This is a genomic window from Shewanella maritima (genome assembly GCF_043643735.1).
Taxonomy (GTDB): Bacteria; Pseudomonadota; Gammaproteobacteria; order Enterobacterales; family Shewanellaceae; genus Shewanella; species Shewanella maritima_A.
In genome coordinates this window covers 1-20,355 of sequence record NZ_JBHZSM010000020.1, presented here as the reverse complement: position 1 = coordinate 20,355, position 20,355 = coordinate 1, and the positions used below count along the sequence as shown (strand labels likewise).

Genomic DNA, 20,355 nt, shown 5'->3' with positions numbered 1-20,355 from the left:
CAACCTGATTAATTTTACGGTCATACAACATGGATACAATCGCAAAATTTATCATACTCCATAGTACTTTCAGGCGCGCAAAGTTAACATATTTTGTGTAAATTCGCCAATCTAATGCACCTTGTGGGCTTGTTGAGATTAACTGGCTGAGTTAGCATGAGTAGTTATCACTAAATTATGAAAATAAAAATAGCGACCTTTAAAAATAAAAATGAACCTGGGTCCTCTTCAATATGAATTTATTAGAAAAATTGGTTGCTAAATCTGCAGCAATTCCGCAAAAGACCGTAAGTAATATTATCTTTGGTTTGGGCGTGCTAATTGCATTGATGTTGGCGGCACAAATAACATGGAAGCTAGTGCCTGTTTCAGAGCAGCAATCTGCCTGGCAGCCAATGCCGATTACCTCTTCTTCTGGAGGTAATAGCATTGAGTTAAGCGCGGTACAGAAGTTGAAGCTATTTGGCAAAGCCGATGCGGAAGCGAGTAAGCCGAAACCGCGACAAGTAGAACAAATCACTGATGCGCCGAAGACTAGCCTGTCAATTTTATTGACGGGCGTTGTTGCTTCAACCGCCCAAAATAATGGCCTTGCGGTCATCGAATCTAAAGGCAATCAAGAAACCTACAAGTTAGGTGACCGGATTAAAGGTACCTCAGCGTCATTAAAAGAAGTGTACGCTGACCGCATTATCATTACTAATTCTGGTCGTTATGAAACCTTAATGCTTGATGGGTTGAAATACACTGCCAACAGTGCTGCGAACCAACCACAGCAGCAAGTCAACACACCTACAGAGGTCAAGCAACTAGATAAGCGCAGCAATGCTGAGTTTTCTCAAACGCTGGCCGAATCTCGTGATGAATTGTTAGCCGATCCAAACAAATTAACCGACTTCATTTCCATCTCTCCGGTAAGAGGTGCAGATGGCTTGTCTGGTTACCGCTTAAACCCGGGTAAAGATTTGGCTTTATTTACAGCAGCAGGCTTCAAGGCCAATGACTTAGCAAAAACAATTAATGGCTATGACTTAACTGATATGAGTCAGGGGTTAGAGGTGATGGCGCAATTGCCAGAACTCACTGAAATGTCCGTTATGGTTGAGCGCGAAGGTCAATTGATTGAAATCATGTTTAGTTTGCCAGAACAATAACTGGCAGTAGGGGATAGATTAAATGAATACAATAGGGATCCGACGTAAGATTATTGCTGGGCTTATCGCTAGCGCAGCATTATTTGCGTCGCAGCCATCTTGGTCAGAACAGTATGCTGCGAACTTTAAAGGCACTGATATCCAAGAGTTTATTAATATCGTAGGCAAGAACCTCAACAAAACGATTATTGTTGACCCTACTGTGCGCGGCAAAATCAATGTGCGTAGCTACGATTTATTAAATGACGAGCAATATTACCAATTCTTCCTCAATGTACTGCAAGTTTATGGCTACGCTGTGGTGGAAATGGAAAACAATATTATCAAGGTGATTAAGGATAAGGATGCTAAAACTGCATCGATTCGTGTTGCTGATGATGATACGCCCGGTTTAGGCGATGAAATGGTTACCCGTATTGTTGCCCTTTATAACACCGAGGCAAAACAATTAGCCCCGTTGTTGCGTCAGCTAAATGATAATGCTGGTGGCGGTAACGTAGTGAACTACGACCCATCTAACGTATTGATGATTTCTGGCCGTGCCGCAGTAGTTAATAAGTTGGTTGAAATTGTACGTCGTGTCGATAAGCAAGGTGATACCGAAGTTCAAGTGGTTTCACTCGAGTTTGCATCAGCTGGCGAAATTGTCCGTATTATCGATACGTTATACCGTTCTACGGCGAAACAAGCCCAGTTACCTGGTCAGGCACCTAAAGTGGTAGCCGATGAACGTACCAATGCTGTGGTTGTTAGTGGTGATGAAAAGAGCCGCGCCCGTGTGGTCGAGCTGATCAAACGTTTAGACTCAGAGCAAGCGAATACCGGCAACACCAAGGTTCGTTACTTACGTTACGCCAATGCCGAAGATTTAGTTGAAGTATTGACAGGCTTTGCTCAAAAATTAGAAAACAGCCAAGACGGTGGTAGTCAACAAGGTGGTGGTAATAGCCGTCGTAATGAAATCACTATCATGGCGCACACCGATACCAATGCGTTGGTGATCAGTGCTGAACCTGACCAAATGCGCACATTAGAGAGCGTCGTTAATCAACTTGATATTCGCCGCGCACAAGTATTGGTTGAAGCTATTATTGTAGAAGTTGCCGAAGGCGATGATGTTGGGTTTGGTATCCAGTGGGCTACAGAGTCTGGTGGTGGTACTCAGTTTAATAACTTAGGCCCAACCATTGGCGAAATTGGTGCCGGTATTTGGCAGGCACAAGGTGAAGAAGGTACAACGGTTTGTACTGAAAACGGTACCTGTACAGAAAACCCTGATACCCGAGGTGACATTACTCTACTAGCTCAGTCACTGGGTAAAGTAAATGGTATGGCTTGGGGTGTGGCAATGGGTGACTTTGGCGCTCTGATCCAGGCTGTGTCGAGCGATACCACATCAAATGTGTTAGCAACGCCATCTATCACCACGCTTGATAACCAAGAAGCCTCATTCATCGTGGGTGATGAAGTACCGATTCTAACCGGTAGCCAAAATTCAAGTAATGGTAACTCAAACCCTTTCCAAACGGTTGAGCGTAAAGAAGTGGGTGTGAAGCTTAAAGTGGTACCACAAATCAATGAAGGTACCTCGGTTAAGTTAACAATCGAACAAGAAGTGTCGGGTATTAACGGTCAAACCGGTGTCGACGTCACATTCGCAACACGTCGACTCACTACAACGGTGATGGCTGACTCTGGTCAAATTGTTGTCTTGGGTGGTTTGATTAACGAAGACGTACAAGAAAGTGTGCAAAAAGTCCCATTCCTTGGTGACCTGCCTATTATTGGTCACTTATTCAAGTCATCTTCTAGTGGCGTGAAAAAGCGTAACCTCATGGTATTCATTAAGCCGACCATTATTCGTGATGGTATTACCATGGAAGGTGTTGCAGGACGTAAGTACAACTACTTCCGAGCACTACAGCTTGAGCAACAAGAACGTGGTGTTCACTTAATGCCTGGTCAAGAAGTACCTGTATTAGAAGAGTGGGATCAAGAAGCTTTCCTACCTCAAGAAGTGAACGAGGTGCTTGAGCGCTATAAGAGTGGCCGCAGTTTAGATACGCAAATGCGTGAAACTGACCCAGCGCTGCGCGTTATTGATGAGAATAAGCAACCGAAGCAAGCTCAAGAAGACGGTAACGCTGATGACTGAAGCTACAAAAACTGAAGCGTTAGCTCAGGTCTCAAGTGAGTTGGCGATGGAAGTGGAAGGTGATGAAGTCTTCCACTCCAACAGCAAAGAGCAGCTGCCATTTGCTTTTTCGCATCGCTTTCATTTGGTGTTAACCAAAGAAGATGACCAGCTGCACCTGTATTACACCGATGAAACGCCGCTGAATGCCATGCTAGAAGTGCGACGCTACACAGGTGCAGAATTGCAAGTGAGCAAGTTAGAAAGTCATTTATTTGAAGCTAAGTTAACCCAAGCATTCCAAGCTAACTCTTCTGAAGCACAGCAGTTGATGGAAGATATTGGTAATGAAATGGATTTGTTCACGTTAGCTGAAGAATTACCACAGACCGAAGACTTACTTGAAGGCGATGATGATGCGCCAATCATTAAATTAATTAACGCCTTACTGTCAGAAGCCATTAAAGAAGAAGCATCTGATATTCACGTTGAAACCTACGAAAAACAATTGGTTGTGCGTTTCCGTGTCGATGGTGTTTTAAAAGAAGTGCTTAAACCAAATCGCAAGTTGTCATCGTTATTGGTGTCACGGATTAAGGTAATGGCACGTCTGGATATTGCAGAAAAACGTGTACCACAAGATGGCCGTATTTCATTGCGTATTGCCGGTCGCGCGGTCGATGTGCGTGTATCAACGATGCCATCGAGCCATGGTGAGCGCGTGGTAATGCGTCTGCTAGATAAAAATACCGGTAACCTTGACCTACTGCAGTTAGGGATGACTGAAGCCATTCGTGTTCAGTTTGACCAGCTGATCCGTAAACCGCACGGGATTATCCTTGTGACCGGCCCAACCGGTTCTGGTAAGAGTACCACCTTGTATGCGGGTTTAACTGAAATCAACTCGAAAGATACCAATATTCTGACCGTAGAAGATCCGATTGAGTATGAGTTAGAAGGTATCGGTCAAACTCAAGTTAACACCAAGGTCGACATGACCTTTGCCCGTGGCTTACGTGCTATTTTGCGTCAAGACCCTGATGTGGTGATGATTGGTGAGATCCGTGACCTTGAAACGGCTCAAATTGCAGTGCAAGCCTCGTTAACCGGTCACTTAGTCATTTCGACCTTGCACACTAACACCGCATCTGGCGCGATTACGCGTTTGCAAGATATGGGGGTTGAGCCATTCCTCGTATCATCGAGTCTGTTGGGCGTACTGGCTCAGCGACTTATCCGTACCCTATGTAATGAATGTAAAGAACTGCATGAGCCTGATGATCGTGAACGCGAACTATTAGGTATTACCGCCAATGACACGCGTAATATTTACCGTGCAACTGGTTGTAAAAAATGTGGTTTTAATGGCTACCGTGGCCGAACCGGTATCCATGAGTTACTCATTGTTGACGACAACGTACGTGAGTTAATTCATGGCGGTAAAGGTGAATTAGCCATTGAAAAATATATTCGTAGGGAAGTGCCAAGTATTCGTTTAGACGGCATGTCAAAAGTCCTTGCTGGCGTGACGACACTTGAAGAAGTGTTGCGTGTAACACGCGAGGAATAATTGATGGCAGCGTTTGAGTACAAGGCTCTTAATAAGCAAGGGAAGCAAGTTAAAGGTGTGGTTGAAGCGGATACCGCTCGCCACGCCCGTAGTCAGTTACGCGATCAACGCCTGATGCCGCTTGAAATTGTGCAGGTTAATGAAAAAGAAGCGCAATCAGGTAAAACCGGTTTTAGTTTAGCTGGCTTGTTTAAACAGCGTATTTCTGTTGCTGAACTCGCGTTAATCACCAGACAAATTGCAACCTTAGTTGCGGCAGGATTGCCGATTGAAGAAGCCCTAAAAGCGGTCGGTCAACAATCAGAGAAAGCACGCCTTGGCAGCATGATCATGGCTGTACGTTCTCGTGTTGTTGAAGGTTACAGTTTAGCCGATTCAATGGCTGAATTCCCTCATGTTTTTGATGATTTATATCGCGCAATGGTGGCCTCAGGCGAGAAATCAGGTCACTTAGAGATCGTGTTAAATCGTCTAGCTGACTACACCGAGCGTCGTCAGCAGTTAAAGTCTAAATTAACTCAAGCGATGATTTACCCTATCGTATTAACGGTTGTTGCCATCAGTGTGATTGCTGTGTTGCTTGCTGCTGTTGTTCCTAAGGTTGTCAGTCAATTTGAGCATATGGGACAAGATCTACCTGGCACAACACAGTTCTTAATTTTAGCGTCCGACTTTGTGCAAAATTACGGTGTGTTCGTTGTTGGCGTATTGATGCTCATGGTTGTGATATTTAAGCGATTGATTAAGCAACCGGCTATTCGGATGAAATACCATACGGCGTTATTAACTATGCCGGTGATCGGAAAGGTCAGTAAAGGGCTTAACACTGCTCGCTTTGCCCGTACCTTGAGTATTTTGTCGGCCAGTTCAGTGCCTCTACTTGACGGTATGCGTATTGCCAGTGAAGTACTACAAAATGTGAAAGTGCGTGCCAGCGTTGATGAAGCGACTGCGCGCGTGCGTGAAGGAACCAGTCTGGGTGCTGCACTTACGCAAACTAAACTGTTCCCAGCGATGATGCTGTATATGATTGCATCGGGCGAAAAAAGTGGTCAATTAGAAGATATGCTAGAACGCGCCGCTGATAACCAAGATCGAGAGTTTGAGGCAAACGTCAATCTAGCCTTGGGTGTATTTGAGCCTATGTTAGTAGTAAGCATGGCGTCTGTGGTGTTATTCATTGTGATGGCCATTTTACAGCCAATCTTAGAACTGAATAACTTAATTAGTGGCTAGCAAGGAAAGTGGTCACCGGCCAATTGGCCATGCAAAAGTTTTTTAATGAGGAAGATGTAATGCAAAGAAATCGTAATCAACGTGGTTTTACTTTATTAGAAGTCATGGTCGTTATCGTGATTTTAGGTATTTTGGCGTCAATGGTTGTACCGAACTTGATGGGGAATAAGGACACCGCTGATCAGCAAAAAGCAATTTCTGATATTGTCGCGCTAGAAAACGCATTAGACATGTATCGCCTTGATAATGGTGTTTACCCAACAACTGACCAAGGCCTTGATGCGTTAGTTAATAAGCCAACGTCATCACCTGAGCCGCGCAACTACCGTGAAGGCGGTTATATTCGTCGCTTACCATTAGATCCTTGGAGAAATGATTACTTATTGCTAAGCCCAGGCCAAAATGGTCGTATCGATATCTTCACTGCTGGCCCAGATAGTACGCCTGGCACTGAAGATGATATCGGCAACTGGAATATACAAGACTTCCAATAATATGAGGTCGTCTCGTCAATCAGGTTTTACTTTGCTGGAAGTCTTATTAGTTGCATTACTAATGGGGATTGCTGCCACCATGATAACCCTGACGTCCAGCACCGCGGGGCCTAAACAAGCGCTAGAAAAACACGCGCGACAATTTATGGCCGCCACGGAGCTGGTGATTGACGAAGCAGTACTTAGCGGTGCCTTTATTGGCATTGTGATTGAGGATAGCCAGTATCAGTTTGTCATGTATGAAGAGCAAAAATGGCAACCGATCATCCAAGACAGATTGCTGACCACCAAAACAATCGACGATGGTATGCAGATGAACTTGGTGCTTGATGGAATGCCCCTTGAGCAAGAAGATGAGCAAAGCGAGTCTTGGTTCGATGACCCATTTATTGATGACAAAGACAAGGAAGAGCGCAAAAAGTATCCTGAACCACAGATTATGCTGTTTCCTAGTGGGGAAATGACCCCCTTTGAATTGACGTTTGTGTTCGACTTACCTGGCACGCAACAAGAAACCGTTCGCGTGGTAGGTGATGCATTAGGCCGGATGGCGCTGGGGCAATTCGATGAAGACTACTAACAAAGGCATGACCCTATTAGAAGTCATTGTTGCTTTGGCGGTGTTTTCAATTGCTGCAGTTGCTATTGTCAAAAGTTTGGGTGATCAGATTGCCAATTTGCCGATATTAGAGCAGCGCACGTTAGCCCAATGGGTCGCCAGTAATCAAATGGTGGATGCACGTTTGATTGAGGGCTTTCCAGAGTTGGGACGTAAAGACGGCACTGAAGAGTTAGCTGGGCAAGAGTGGTACTGGCGCCGTGAAGTGATTAAAACCGTTGATGATAACTTTCGGATGATCCGTATTACTGTTAGCGAAGATGAAAGATTTAATCGTGTTGCCGCGCAGGTGAGTAGTTATGTGCATAACCGCCAGTAACGCAAATAAGGGTTTTACCTTATTGGAAATGCTCATTGCCATTTCTATTTTCACTATGCTTGGATTAGCTGCCAACTCGGTACTTGATACGGTCATGACCAATGATGAGACAACGGCTGAGTTTGCCAAACAATTAAAAAGTTTGCAGCAAGGTTTTGGTGCGATTGAGCGTGATTTAGGCCAAATGGTTGCACGAACCAAACGTAATTTTGAAGGTGAGCGTAGTGATTCATTCTTTGAAGCTGGTGATAATATTTTAGATTCTGATACCGAAGCGTTGAGTTTTTTTCGCTTAGGTTGGTTAAACCCTGATGGTATGTTGCCGCGGGGCAGTATTCAATCAGTGGCCTATGTTGTGCAGCAAGAACGTTTAGAGCGTTGGTATTTTCCTTACCCTGATCCTGAATTAGGTGCAGACCCGATAAAAAGTGTGGTAATTGAAGGTGTGCTAGGTGTGGAGTATTCGTTCTTCATTGATAAAGAGTGGCGTCGAAAAGTCGATGGTACTCAAATGCCTCAAGCCATTGCAATGGAAATCGAATTAGAAGGGTTAGGCACCATACAAAGGCGCTTTATGTTAGCGAAAGGTGCACCAGCAATTAGCGATGCTGATGATGATAATTCAGGCGGAAATAGCTCAGGTAACAGCTCTGGTAATAACTCAGGAAATAGTAATTCTGGAGGCAACTCCGGTGGTAGCTCAGGTGGCGGTAGCTCGGATGGTACTTAGATGATGAGACATATCCCACCGAGTCGCAGCAAGCAGCGAGGAGTTGCGCTGATATTTGTGATTTTAATTGTAGCGATGGTATCTATCATTGCTACCAATATCACCAGTCGTAACCAGTTATCTATGCGCCGTACTTTGAACGTAGCACAATTTGATCAAGCATACTGGTATGCATTATCGGCCGAAGAGCTAGCGATGAAGGTGTTACGTCAAGACATGAAAGATGCCGACGGTACTGTGCATTTACAGCAATATTGGGCATTAGCCGATGCTGTATTTCCTGTCGAAGGCGGTCAAATTGGCGGTAAAATCAGTGATATGCGTGCTTGTTTTAATCTGAATGCATTATCGCAACCTTCAACGGGTAATGAGAACGGTCAGCCAAAGCCCACAGTGGCGGCTAGGCAATATAAGTCTCTATTAGTAGCATTAGGTATGGATGATTTTGGCGCTGAGCGGCTGAGCCATACATTAAAAGATTATATCGATGAGGATACCGTCTCTAGCCCATACGGTGCTGAAGATGCGGAATATGAATCTCGTAATGTACCTTATCGAGCGGCAAATACGTTAATGCAACACCGCAGTGAATTACGTGCAGTTTTAGGTTACACGCAACAAACTTATTTAAACTTACTGCCATATGTGTGTGCTATCCCTGGTGATAACCGCCAGTTGCTTAACGTCAATACCATTGAGGTTGAACAAGCTGCGCTAATGGTTGGCATGTTTGATAATCAGATTACGCTGAGTGATGCACAAAGCATCATTAATCAAAGACCTGCAGACGGTTACGAAAAAATTGATGAGTTTTGGGAGAATTCCACATTAAGTAATGTGCAGTCTGCCAATGCTGACTTGAAATCCAGCTTTGTGGTTGATAGTAATTATTTTAGCCTAAAAGCTGGCGCGAAAGTCGATAACGCTATCTTTAAGATGGACAGTGTTTTACAACGGAGTGGCGAAAATTTTGAAGTGTTAACACGACAATATGGCGGCCAACAATAATGCAATCTCATGTAGTCTGTTTCAACGAGATTGGTGGAGAATAAAGTGTCTGAAAGGCTATTTATCCGCTTAGGGAGCACACAAGAGCAACCCTGCTCTTGGTTAGTGTGGTCAGAGCAAGAGCAAGAAATTATCGCATCAGGTGAATTGCCTGATGCTAACAGCTTGCCGACCCTGACTGAGCGAGCAGGTAACCGACCTGTTGATGTGTTAGTGCCAGCTACCAGTATGATGCTAACCCAAGTGGCATTACCTGAAAAAGGGCAACGCCAAGCAGTCAAGGCAATTCCATTTATGTTGGAAGACAACCTTGCGACTGATGTCGACAATATGCATGTGGTTGTCGGCCCACGCGATGGTGCAAACATTAATGTTGTTGCTGTTGCTCATGAGCAAATGCAAGAGTGGTTGCAGTGGTTAGCCCAGGCAGAATTAAAAGTAAAAAATATTGTTCCTGATTGCTTAGCACTGCCACTTGCTGATTGCCAATGGGCACTGCTTGAGCTGCAAGATGAATACTTACTGAGAACCGGTGACGGCTCAGGGTTAACTTTACCAAAATCATGGGCAGAGTTTGCTTTACCACAATTAGTTGCACAGCAAGCCAAAGGCACTGATGAAGAGACTGACACTTCAGTGACTGTCGCGGCCTATTCACCAGATGTTGATTTACCGAGTGTCGAGCTTGAACAACAGCAATTAGATTTACCCATGATGGTATTGGCTAAGGGGGCGATAAACGCACCACTCAACCTATTGACCGATATGTATAAGCCTAAGCGCGAATACAGCAAACATCTATTGGTATGGCGTAATGCAGCGATTATATTGATCGCCGTTGTGGTGTTGGCATTAGCGAATAAAGGGCTGTCTATTAGCCAGCTAAATAGTCAAACTGCTCAATTACGTGCCGAAAGTGAGGCTGTTTTTAAGCGAGTTGATCCAAGCGTTAATCGTATTGTGAATATTCGCTCTCAAATAGATAGCAGCTTACGCAGTTTGAGTAGTCAAGGTGGTGGCGCAGAGTTTTTTGCCATGCTCAATTCCCTTGAACCTGCATTTAAGAGTGTACCTGAATTGAAACCAACGACTTTGCGTTTTGATGCCAATCGCCGAGAGCTCAGAATGCAGATTACGGCTAAAACTTATGATCAAGTTGATAAGTTTAAGGGCTTGGTTTCAACGGACTTTGATATTGATGGCGGTGCTATTAATAACAATGAAGATAACATTACTAGCACTATCACCTTGAGGAGCAAATAGATGGAAAATTTGCAAACTTGGTGGCGGGGACTTGCCACTCGCGAACAGCAGTTAGTTGGTTTTTGTGGTGCCATGCTCGTGATTGGTATTTTGTATTGGGGGATCTGGTCACCAATCAGTCAGGCGCATGAAGATGCTCTACGCAGCCATGCTTCAGCCTCACAAACCCTCAGCTATGTTAAGCAAACCGCTAATAAAATTGCGGGAATGAAACAAAGTGGTGGCGCGCCTAAAGCAAGAGGCAGCTTAAGTTCGGTTGTTAACCAAACTGCTGGTCAATATAAGCTGGTTATTTCACGTATGCAGCCACAGGGTGACAATATTCAGCTATGGATGGATGATGTGCCTTTTGATGCACTGCTTGATTATTTACATGATTTAGTTGAGCAAAAAGGCTTAACGCTTGACAGTGTCGACTTAGCTGAATCTGATACTGCAGGGTACGTGCGTGTTAGACGGATCCAGCTTTCTCGATAAGGGTGATAAGTGAAGTTATTGATTAAAATTTTGTTGGGCATCGCGCTCTACCTTGTGTTTTTAGTCGTGTACATGCCTGCCAATTGGCTATTAAGTGTTGCGCCGCTGCCAAATAATGTCTCACTCACTGGTGTGACGGGCACGTTGTGGCAAGGTCGAGCCGCGCAGGTTTCATTTGATAAGCGTTCAGTTGAGCAAGTGTCATGGGAATTAAGCCCTTGGGGACTGTTGCTAGGACGAGCCAATATCGATTTTGAAATTGGTAATCGCAACAGTCTGGTTAATGGCCGTGGTTATGTGTCGTTATCAATGAGTGGTATTGATGCACAAGATCTTCGTTTTGAAGCGCCGAGTGGTTTTTTATTAGCTGGAGCCCGTTTACCTTTTCGTACGCGAGTGAATGGTGACTTATCGGTTGTGGTGGAAAATTTTGAGCAGGGTAAACCTTGGTGTGAGCAACTCGTTGGCCGCGCATTTATTAATGGTTTAGATGTAAGTAACCAATTTGGTAATTATCCACTAGGTAATTTGAATACTGGTCTTTCTTGCGAAGATGGTCAGATCAAGCTTACAGTGGATGAAGCCGCTAATGCGCTTGGCTTATCTGGTACTGTCCTGCTTGCAGAGAATAATCAAGTTATCGTATCTGCCAAAATCAAGCCGACCGATAGCCAACCCGATGACTTGCGTGAAGCCTTAGTATTTCTCGGTAAACAAGATAGCCAAGGATATTACGCGATTAATTATCGCGGCCGTATCCCTGGCATGTGATGCGATAGAAAAGTATCAGTTTTCACCTAGTTGAACTTGTAGCTTATTATAAGCCTCGTAAAAACCCCTTATGCTAATTGGTATAAGGGGTTTTTAGATCCTGTAACAACTGTCGATAATCATCAATTGCTGGAAAATCGCTAATGACATTATGTGGCTTCTGGCTATCAGGGTTGGTGATAGCTAACTGATATTCCACCCCTGCTAATTTTGATGCCGCAAGAATTGCTGGACTGTCATCAATGAATAAACACCGAGTTGGGTCCAATTGGTATTTTTCAAATGCATAACGCCAGAATTCAGGATGTTCTTTAGGGTAACCACTTTCATGGCTTGATAGCTTTTCGTCCAGCCCCATTGCGAGTTCAGTATGTTCAAGCTTTAATGCCAAGCTTTTAGGGTGGGCGTTAGTTAGCAAAATGCGGCGTTTATTGGCGTAGGCTAAGGCTTGCAGAAAAGGCATGCTGTCTTGGCGCATTTGAATGCGCTCAACGATGGAGTAATGCAGAGTGAGCAAATCTAGCCCAAGCTGTTGCTCCCAATAATCAAAACAGTACCATTCCAACGTGCCAACCACTTTATGATAGGCGGCAGTGACCATTTGCGATGCTTGCTGGTGTGAAATTCCTTGTTGATGGCTCAGCTGCTCTGGTACTAATTGTAGCCAAAAGTGATTATCGAAATGTAAATCTAATAAAGTACCATCCATGTCTAACAGCACAGTGTCGATTTGATGCCAAGGAAACATACAAATTCCAGTTGTAGAATATGTTTAGGGTAGTAAGATTGTATCTGTAATTTAGATATTCGTCACACTTAGAGGTTTCAATGACGCAGCAACACACTAAACCAGAAATTTTAGGCTCAGCGGTCGTTGCGCAAAGTCGACTTTTTAAGATTGAACAGATTGACTTGAAGTTTTCTAATGGTGAGTTACGCCAGTATGAACGTATGCAAGGTAATAACCGCGGCGCGGTAATGGTGGTGCCTGTGCATAATGGCCAGTTACTGCTGGCAAAAGAATATGCGGCGGGTACACATAACTATGAATTAGGCTTTCCTAAAGGGCTAATTGATCCCGGTGAGCAAGCTATAGAAGCCGCAAATCGCGAGCTACAAGAAGAAATTGGCTTTGCTAGCAGTAAGTTAACGCACTTAAAAGAAGTGTCATTAGCCCCAAGTTACTTTGCCAGCAAAATGCAGATTTATTTGGCAGAAGATCTCTATAGCAGCACGTTAGAAGGTGATGAACCTGAGCCGATAGAAGTCGTGCCATGGCCGTTAGCGGATTGGCAAGCATTGATTAATCAGGCTGATTTTAGTGAATCCCGCAGTATTACAGCATTGTTTTTGGCCCAACAGGTATTGGCAGCCAATGCGTAGTTGAAAAATGCTAATGTGTTTTTGGATTAAATATCACCACATTTTTAATCCTATGAGTTACAGTTAAGCAATATTCGGTTAATTTCCAATGGTTGGAGTTGTAATGAAACCAGAAAATATCATCGAACAAGTCATTCAAATTGCCACTAAAGCAGGGCAAGAAATTCGCGATATTTACCTCAAAGGCAATTTTGAGCGTGAAGTTAAGTCGGATAACACGCCAGTGACATCAGCAGATTTGGCAGCAAATGAAATCATTTGCAGTCAGTTGGCGCAATTAACTCCAGATATTCCGATTTTAAGTGAAGAATCAGCAGACATCGATTTCAGTGAACGTGGTCAATGGCAACGTTATTGGCTAGTTGACCCACTCGATGGGACGGGTGAATTTATTGCGGGCAGTGGTGATTTCTCTGTCATCATTGCTTTAGTTGAACATAATCGCCCGATAGTGGGTGTTGTGTATGCGCCAATGACCGAAGTTTGTTATTACGCGATTGCAGGCTTAGGTGCTTACAAGCGTGATAGCGAGAAAGAAGTGCGGATCAAAACTAAACAAGTTCCCGCTACCCAAAGCGAAAAACTGTGTATTGCAGTCAGTCGCAGACAAGATCCTAAATCTGTGCTGAAACTTTTCAATAATTCAAAGCATTGTGAGTTAGTTGTACTTGGTGGCGCAGCATTAAAAAGTTGCCTTGTTGCTGAAGGTCGCGCTGATTGCTATGTGCGCCTAGGGCCGACAGGTGAATGGGATACTGGTGCAGCTCAAATTATTGTAGAAGAAGCGGGTGGTTCAATTATGGATATTACGCTGCAGCCTCTGTCTTACAATGAACGTGAAACATTAGAAAACCCCAACTTTATTGTGGTTGGAACACCCAGCCTGCCATGGGATGAACTGTTAATTAACTAATTGTAAGTCTGTGAAAGCTAGCAATATTTGTATATTTTCTTATCAGTCTATATTATCCTCTACAGTTGTTTATTTGTTATGTAGTCAAATAAGAGGAATTATGAATTTAAAGGGATTTAAACAAGCCACACTGGCCGTAAGTGTGGCACTTGCCTTATCGGCTTGTGGTGGCAGTAGTGATAGTGATTCTGGTACTGGCGGTGTTCAACCTGCCGAGCAATTAACTGCTGAACTCGCGTTTCAAGCTTACCTATGTGATGCCAGACAACCAATTTCCAATGCCGATGTCATTGTCCATCAACAAGATGGCAGCATTCTGAGTCAAACTAAGACAGCGAGTGATGGTCTTGTGTCGATTGACTGGACTAATAACGCCCGTCATATCACTTTTGCCGTAGAAACCAGTGATGAGCTTAGCGTAAAGACTTATACCGAAGTCATTGGAGGTGACTTAGGTGTTAAAGTCTTTTATAACTCTGCGCTGGACCAACAATGTAATTGTGAGTCTGTTACTTTTGACTTGGCTGACGTTAATGCGGTATATGGCAACTATGGTGTAATAGTTAATGGTCGTAGGATTGATCAAACAAGCCAAGTGACTATTTGTGAGTACTCAGGTAATTTTGACCCGATTAATATTGTACTATCTCCGAATCAATCAGGTGCTATTGCATACGCAGCCCAACTTGAAGTGAATGCCAATGATATTTCACAAACGGTAGTCATTCCTTCAGGTATTTTTGCTGGTGCTGAAAATCAAGGGGAGAACATCCTAGTTTCGACTAAGGACGTTACCCATCATGACACCTATTTCAGAACATTTTCAGAAAATGAGTTTGGTCGTGTGAATGGGATTCTCTGGCCTAGTCTTTATGATGTGCATGTTTTTCCAGGCTTATATGACAATAACTTTGTGACCGCTGGGTTATGGGACCACTCACTGAGTAATCAATATGGTTATGTTACGCATTTTACAACGGATCGTATGCGCGTCACCGATACCAGCATTGAACAAGTTATCGATCTGCAAGATAACAAATTTGAATTGCTCAATGCGACCACATCAATGTTAGAGAATATGCTGGATGGTTCTGCGACATCGTACGATTTTTCAGGTATAGGTAATGGCAGGACATTACTGAGTGTAAGTTTAGATGGATACCTATCTAGTAGCTGGAACATTGAAGCACCATTAAAAGGCAATATGCCGGCATTAGCATTACCGAGTGATATCGAAGCTAAGCTGGAGCAAATGAACCAACCGGATTTTGTCGTGGACATATACGGTTATGGGACGCACTCTCATAGCGAATATAATGCATTTAGGCAGCAAAATGCCCGAATATCACGCGAACAACCCGATGTTAGACCTGCGGTATTTGACAATTATACCAATGAGAGCATTAGGGTACGCTTGTATTAGTGCTGTTAATTATCTCGTGAATAAAAAAGGCCACTTTTAAAGTGGCCTTGTGTTTTTTGCTGCGTTGCTACTAACTATAAGCTGCAGTCAGTAATTTCCAATGTCTTTGTTGTTCAGCTAGTTTGCACTTGAGTGATTCAACCTGTTGCTTCAATGGTGTTAGATTCATCTCTTTACGTTTAGCTTCTAATAGGCTTTTTTTAGCCTGATAGTAGTCAGCAAGATGTTGTTTAAGTAATTCGTATTCCGCTTGTAACTTTTCAAACACTTCATCGCAATTAGGTAAATGTGCTACTTTGTTTTTAGCTCTAAGTAGCTGCATTTGTAATCTGGCATGTTCAATTCGTTCTTGCGGCACTTTACGTAAATCCGTCGCGAGTCCGAACCAACTCATGCCTTTAATTAGCCATTTAGTTGGATCATAGTCCCACCATTTAATACCGTTACGGTAATCATTCTCAAAAATATGGTGAAAATTATGATAACCCTCACCGTATGTTAATAAGGCTAAAAACGCGTTATCACGAGCTGTATTCTTATTAGTGTACGGCTGTGAGCCCCAGATATGTGCAAGAGAGTTAATAAAGAAGGTGCAGTGATGTACAACGACTAATCGCAATAAGCCTGCCATCAAGACCATTGAAAGAATATCGCCATTTAGCCAGCCTAAGAAAATAGGCAAACCAATATTCATCACTATCACCAATAACAAGTAATGTTTGTGCTGCCACATCACTATGCGATCTTTTTGCAAGTCGCGTACATTTGAGTAATCGTGATAACGGCTAGCTTGGTACTCACGTAACATCCAACCGATATGACTGTACCAAAAACCCATTTTTGCTGAGTAAGGATCTTTATCATTATTATCAACATGTTTGTGATGAACGCGATGATCACTACACCAGTGTAATGCGCTGTTTTGCAATGCTAATGCGCCGCCAAGTGCAAACAGAAAACGCATTACGGGGTGAGCTTTGTATGCTTTATGAGACCAGAGTCGGTGATATCCTGCAGTGATTGATAAGCCGCTAGCATAAGCCAGCACGATAAATGCTATCCATTCCATGCCATCAAAACCATGCGTCATGGCTCGCCAAGGTACAAGTGTTATTGTTGCAATGAGGGTGCTGGCAAACAGAAAAGTGTTTAACCAAACAATAGGGGGCTTTTTCATTATTGTTGATCCAAAACTACATAGAATATTTAGCGTACATGTGTAAGCTAATTTAACTTAGGTTATCAAAATGATCAAGATAGCAAAGGCTGTGTTTTTATTTTAAAAACGGTATCATCTGTGCATTAATCTTGACTAATTGGATCGTCTAATGGGTGTTCGAGCTCAACAAAAAGAAAAAACACGCCGTGCATTAGTTGATGCCGCGTTTAATCAATTAAGTGCTGAAAGAAGTTTCTCGAGTTTAAGCTTACGTGAAGTTGCTCGTGAAGCGGGTATTGCACCAACCTCGTTTTACCGCCACTTTAAAGATATGAACGAGTTAGGTTTAACCATGGTGGATGAAGGTGGACTCACCTTACGCCAAATGATGCGCAAAGGTCGCCAACGTGCTGAAGCGGGTGGCAGTGTTATCCGTATTTCTGTCGATACTTTTATGGAAGTATTGGAGTCTAATCCGAATGTGTTTCGTATCTTATTACATGAACGCTCAGGCACTTCAGCAGCATTTCGCGCAGCGGTTGAGCGTGAGATAGAACACTTTATCTCTGAGTTAGCGCACTACACTATGGCCACGACCAAGCGCAGTGAGCAATTGGCCCGTGCTCAAGCAGAAGCATTAGTCATTTTGGTCTTTAATGCAGGTGCTACCGCGTTAGATTTAAAACGAAGTGACCGTAAACGTCTTGCTGATCAACTTGTCATGCAATTGCGTATGGTGGCAACGGGTGCCGATGCTTTGCAAAATAAGATGGAACAACGTCCAGAAGCCTAAAGATGTATTTCCAATAAAAAATGGCACTCGATTGAGTGCCATTTTTGTATTCGCTTTTCATTCACCAATATAGATTGAGTGACATACGCGCTATTTGCGGGTAAGTAATACCCCTGATTCCATATGGTGGGTATATGGGAACTGATCAAATAATGCAAAGCGAGTCACTTGATGAGTTTGCGATAACGTACGTAAGTTGTCTTTTAACGTTTCAGGGTTACATGAAATATACAGAATATTGTCGTAGTTCTGCATTAACTTTAATGTATCGTCATCAATACCTGCACGCGGCGGGTCAACAAAGATGGTGTTGCAGTTATAACTGTCTAAATCCACATCTTTTAATCTTCTAAAATCGCGTTTTTTTGCCATAGCATCGCTGAAGTCTTCTGCAGACATACGAATAATTTGTAAGTTGTCGACATTGTTCGCGGCGATATTATATTGGGCAGCATCAACAGAAGGTTTAGCTAACTCCGTAGCAAGCACACGGTCAAAGTTTTTAGCCAGTGCTATTGAGAAATTACCGTTACCACAATAAAGCTCTAATAAATCACCAGTACTATTGCTAGTGACATCAATGGCCCATTCGAGCATCTTAACTGATACCTTGGCATTTGGCTGAGTAAAGCTATTCTCAATTTGCTTGTATTGTAGCGTTTGGCCATCAACTTCTAGAGACTCAACAACATAATCTTTATCGAGATCGATTTTCTGTTTACGCGCGCGACCAATAATATTGACGTTAAAGCGCTGGGATAAATGTTGTTTCATTAACTCAGCTTGCTCACGCCAAGTATCATTGAGCTGACGGTGGTAAAGTAATGAAACTAAGATTTCACCGCTAAGTGTGGATAAAAAGTCGACTTGGAATAATTTAAAGCGTAGATCATGATTAGGGCGTAACTCTTCCATTAATGCCGTCATCATTTCATTAATAAGTTCACCTGCTGGTAAGTACTGATCAGTTCGCACTTTTTCATTAAGGGCTTTATCAAACATGTAGTAATAAAGATCATCACCATCATGCCAGACTCGGAACTCAGCACGCATGCGGTAGTGTTCGGGTTCAGAAGCGAAAACTTCAAGCTGTGGTGGAGTGAACTCTGCAAACTCTTGTTCTAGCGTGACCCTTTTGTGTTGTAATTGATCATTGTAATTCTTAGGGTCCATTGCAGCTAAATTCATTTTTTTCACCATAGGCTGTAAATTAAGGGCGCAAATATTATACTACACACCGTCTTTGTCCAGTGGATTGATCGTTAGTTAACGGTTATATCTGAATTTGCCTATCAAAGATTAACCGAGAAACAGTGGAGCCTTGCTTTGTCAGAATGTGATTACCTTAACCAACCCGTACTGATATTTGATTCTGGTGTTGGCGGACTATCAATCGTTGAGCATATTAAGCAAGCTTTACCACAACAGGACATCTTCTATTTATTTGATAATGCACGATTGCCCTATGGTGATCTTGAAGAGGCTGACCTGATTTCTGGTTGTGTAAAACTAATAGTTGAGCAGGCCAATGACATCGATGCTATTTGTGTTGTGGTTGCGTGTAATACTGCCAGCACAGTTGTATTAGATGAATTAAGAAGACAACTGGCGATACCCATTGTCGGAGTTGTGCCTGCCATTAAGCCAGCAGCGCTGCAAAGTAAAACAAAACATATTGCATTGTTAGCCACACCGGGCACTGTGACGCGAAGTTATACTCAAGAATTGATAAAGCAATATGCCAGTGGATGTGAAGTGGCTTTACTTGGTAGCTCAGAATTAGTGATGATGGCCGAACAAAAGCTAGATCAATGTGCTATAGATGTGCAACGGCTCAAGCAAATATTGTCTCCAATTAACAAAGTAGATATTGATACCATCGTATTGGGTTGCACACACTTTCCACTATTAGCAGATGAAATAAGCCAATGTTTTGATACGCCAGTTTCCTTAATGGACTCGGGTAGTGCAATTGCAGCTAGGGTCGTGTCATTAATAGACACTGATTTAGAGGTGGTTGTGTTAGGAAGACAAGCAAAGATGATGGCGGGATATACAGAAATGATTTCAACTGGGGTTATTGAAACTTTAGCTAACTACGGTATTAATAAACATCAATTACTACCGCAGTCAGCTAATATAAGCTATTAACTCGCTTTTACTTGATCCGCAGGATCAGATTCTTGCGATTTAGCTTCACGTACTTTTAGTGTACGTTCTTGGAAATTAAAGTCGTTCAGCTTATTCATTGCTTTCTTAGCACCAGCTTCAGACATCTCAACAAAACCGAAGCCTTTACGACGGCCAGTCTTGCGATCACGAACTAGACGAACAGAGTTAACAGGTCCGTATTCCCCAAAAAGCGCCTTCACTTCACCTTCATGTACACGATAAGGCAAGTTACCAACATAGAGAGTCATGGTTGGGCCTGAATATGGACCATCATTAGCTGTAGATTGATTAGGAACAAGAGTGAAAATAGCGGTTGTAACGGCGACACCTAAAATGAATGCCGCAAAAGGAGCAAGTTCAGCTGCAAATTGAAAAAGCACGAAAGCACCAACAAGTGCTGCAACTAAAACCATTAGTAATGATTTTTGCATAAAATTATCTCGAATGAATATAAATTGATAAATAACTGTTAAAAGCGCTTACATATTAATGAAAAAACTGGTTTGAAACCATAGCGCTGTTGAAAAAACGAACGTAAAACAGCGTGAAAACGTAAAAATAGTAATAAAAGCACCATAATCAGCAGAAAAAACCAGCTAAAGTACCATTTTCTAGGCATATCGAACAAAAGATCGGCATCCGATCGAAAAGATCTAAATTAGCCCTTGCGCAAAAATCTAAGCTGCCTATAATGCGCATCCACTGACACGGCACAGCAGCAAACACAAGGCATTAAG

The 20,355-nt window shown here is 43.0% G+C and carries 21 protein-coding genes; 17 read left to right on the top strand and 4 right to left on the bottom strand.

Annotation, left to right across the window (positions count from 1 at the left end; genetic code table 11):
- The first annotated feature begins 233 nt into the window (after positions 1-233).
- Genes gspC through ACHUGF_RS16620 form a run of 12 tightly spaced genes read left to right on the top strand, consistent with a single transcriptional unit; the run spans position 234 to position 11,775 of the window.
- Positions 234-1,154: a type II secretion system protein GspC gene (gene gspC, locus ACHUGF_RS16675; RefSeq protein WP_394132903.1), complete on the top strand. Its 921-nt coding sequence runs from the start codon at positions 234-236 to the stop codon at positions 1,152-1,154.
- A 22-nt stretch (positions 1,155-1,176) separates the two neighbouring features.
- A complete protein-coding gene (gene gspD, locus ACHUGF_RS16670; protein ID WP_394132901.1) occupies positions 1,177-3,309 on the top strand; it encodes a type II secretion system secretin GspD in 2,133 nt (710 codons plus the stop codon).
- Positions 3,302-4,858 (top strand): type II secretion system ATPase GspE, encoded by a 1,557-nt coding sequence (gspE, locus tag ACHUGF_RS16665; RefSeq protein ID WP_394132900.1) that lies wholly within the window; start codon positions 3,302-3,304, stop codon positions 4,856-4,858. Before gspD ends, gspE begins: the two co-directional genes overlap by 8 nt.
- Before the next feature lie 3 nt (positions 4,859-4,861).
- A complete protein-coding gene (gspF, locus tag ACHUGF_RS16660) occupies positions 4,862-6,094 on the top strand; it encodes a type II secretion system inner membrane protein GspF (RefSeq protein WP_394132899.1) in 1,233 nt (410 codons plus the stop codon).
- 59 nt (positions 6,095-6,153) lie between these two features.
- A complete protein-coding gene (gspG, locus tag ACHUGF_RS16655; protein WP_394132898.1) occupies positions 6,154-6,588 on the top strand; it encodes a type II secretion system major pseudopilin GspG in 435 nt (144 codons plus the stop codon).
- A gap of 1 nt (position 6,589) precedes the next feature.
- Positions 6,590-7,168 carry a type II secretion system minor pseudopilin GspH gene (gspH, locus tag ACHUGF_RS16650; RefSeq protein WP_394132896.1) on the top strand — a complete coding sequence of 193 codons (579 nt, stop codon included), beginning with the start codon at positions 6,590-6,592 and terminating at the stop codon, positions 7,166-7,168.
- Positions 7,155-7,526 (top strand): type II secretion system minor pseudopilin GspI, encoded by a 372-nt coding sequence (gene gspI, locus ACHUGF_RS16645; protein WP_394132894.1) that lies wholly within the window; start codon positions 7,155-7,157, stop codon positions 7,524-7,526. The genes gspH and gspI overlap by 14 nt, the downstream gene beginning before the upstream one ends.
- Complete coding sequence (gspJ, locus tag ACHUGF_RS16640) at positions 7,507-8,256, top strand: type II secretion system minor pseudopilin GspJ (protein ID WP_394132893.1); 750 nt, start codon at positions 7,507-7,509, stop codon at positions 8,254-8,256. Before gspI ends, gspJ begins: the two co-directional genes overlap by 20 nt.
- Positions 8,257-9,264, top strand: coding sequence for a type II secretion system minor pseudopilin GspK (gspK, locus tag ACHUGF_RS16635; protein WP_394132892.1), 1,008 nt, complete (start codon positions 8,257-8,259; stop codon positions 9,262-9,264).
- Positions 9,265-9,309: 45 nt separating this feature from the next.
- Complete coding sequence (gene gspL / locus ACHUGF_RS16630) at positions 9,310-10,527, top strand: type II secretion system protein GspL (RefSeq protein WP_394132891.1); 1,218 nt, start codon at positions 9,310-9,312, stop codon at positions 10,525-10,527.
- Positions 10,528-11,004 carry a type II secretion system protein M gene (locus ACHUGF_RS16625; RefSeq protein ID WP_394132889.1) on the top strand — a complete coding sequence of 159 codons (477 nt, stop codon included), beginning with the start codon at positions 10,528-10,530 and terminating at the stop codon, positions 11,002-11,004.
- Between the two features lie 9 nt (positions 11,005-11,013).
- Positions 11,014-11,775, top strand: coding sequence for a type II secretion system protein N (locus ACHUGF_RS16620; RefSeq protein ID WP_394132887.1), 762 nt, complete (start codon positions 11,014-11,016; stop codon positions 11,773-11,775).
- A gap of 73 nt (positions 11,776-11,848) precedes the next feature.
- On the opposite strand, the gene yrfG is transcribed toward ACHUGF_RS16620, so the two are convergent.
- Positions 11,849-12,523, bottom strand: coding sequence for a GMP/IMP nucleotidase (yrfG, locus tag ACHUGF_RS16615; protein WP_394132885.1), 675 nt, complete (start codon positions 12,521-12,523; stop codon positions 11,849-11,851).
- 80 nt (positions 12,524-12,603) lie between these two features.
- On the opposite strand from yrfG, the gene nudE reads away from it, so the two are divergent.
- The 3 genes from nudE (at position 12,604) to ACHUGF_RS16600 (ending at position 15,494) form a co-directional block, all read left to right on the top strand.
- Complete coding sequence (nudE, locus tag ACHUGF_RS16610; protein WP_394132883.1) at positions 12,604-13,158, top strand: ADP compounds hydrolase NudE; 555 nt, start codon at positions 12,604-12,606, stop codon at positions 13,156-13,158.
- 103 nt (positions 13,159-13,261) lie between these two features.
- Positions 13,262-14,071: a 3'(2'),5'-bisphosphate nucleotidase CysQ gene (gene cysQ / locus ACHUGF_RS16605; protein ID WP_394132882.1), complete on the top strand. Its 810-nt coding sequence runs from the start codon at positions 13,262-13,264 to the stop codon at positions 14,069-14,071.
- A 100-nt stretch (positions 14,072-14,171) separates the two neighbouring features.
- Positions 14,172-15,494 (top strand): hypothetical protein, encoded by a 1,323-nt coding sequence (locus ACHUGF_RS16600; RefSeq protein WP_394132880.1) that lies wholly within the window; start codon positions 14,172-14,174, stop codon positions 15,492-15,494.
- Positions 15,495-15,564: 70 nt separating this feature from the next.
- Here ACHUGF_RS16600 and ACHUGF_RS16595 read toward each other — a convergent pair whose 3' ends face one another.
- The gene (locus ACHUGF_RS16595; protein ID WP_394132878.1) at positions 15,565-16,671 is read right to left on the bottom strand and encodes an acyl-CoA desaturase; all 1,107 of its coding nucleotides are present in this window, start codon (positions 16,669-16,671) and stop codon (positions 15,565-15,567) included.
- 151 nt (positions 16,672-16,822) lie between these two features.
- Here ACHUGF_RS16595 and fabR point away from each other — a divergent pair, with 151 nt between their 5' ends.
- On the top strand, positions 16,823-17,446 hold the full coding sequence (fabR, locus tag ACHUGF_RS16590) for an HTH-type transcriptional repressor FabR (RefSeq protein WP_394132876.1): 624 nt from the start codon (positions 16,823-16,825) through the stop codon (positions 17,444-17,446).
- A gap of 90 nt (positions 17,447-17,536) precedes the next feature.
- Here the strand turns inward: fabR and trmA are convergent, their stop codons facing one another.
- Positions 17,537-18,634, bottom strand: coding sequence for a tRNA (uridine(54)-C5)-methyltransferase TrmA (trmA, locus tag ACHUGF_RS16585; RefSeq protein WP_394132874.1), 1,098 nt, complete (start codon positions 18,632-18,634; stop codon positions 17,537-17,539).
- 138 nt (positions 18,635-18,772) lie between these two features.
- On the opposite strand from trmA, the gene murI reads away from it, so the two are divergent.
- Entirely contained in the window at positions 18,773-19,597 is an 825-nt protein-coding gene (gene murI, locus ACHUGF_RS16580; RefSeq protein WP_394132873.1) for a glutamate racemase, read from the top strand.
- Here murI and ACHUGF_RS16575 read toward each other — a convergent pair.
- On the bottom strand, positions 19,594-20,049 hold the full coding sequence (locus tag ACHUGF_RS16575) for an RNA recognition motif domain-containing protein (protein ID WP_394132872.1): 456 nt from the start codon (positions 20,047-20,049) through the stop codon (positions 19,594-19,596). The two genes, murI and ACHUGF_RS16575, sit on opposite strands and share 4 nt — an antisense overlap.
- Between the last annotated feature and the right edge of the window lie 306 nt (positions 20,050-20,355).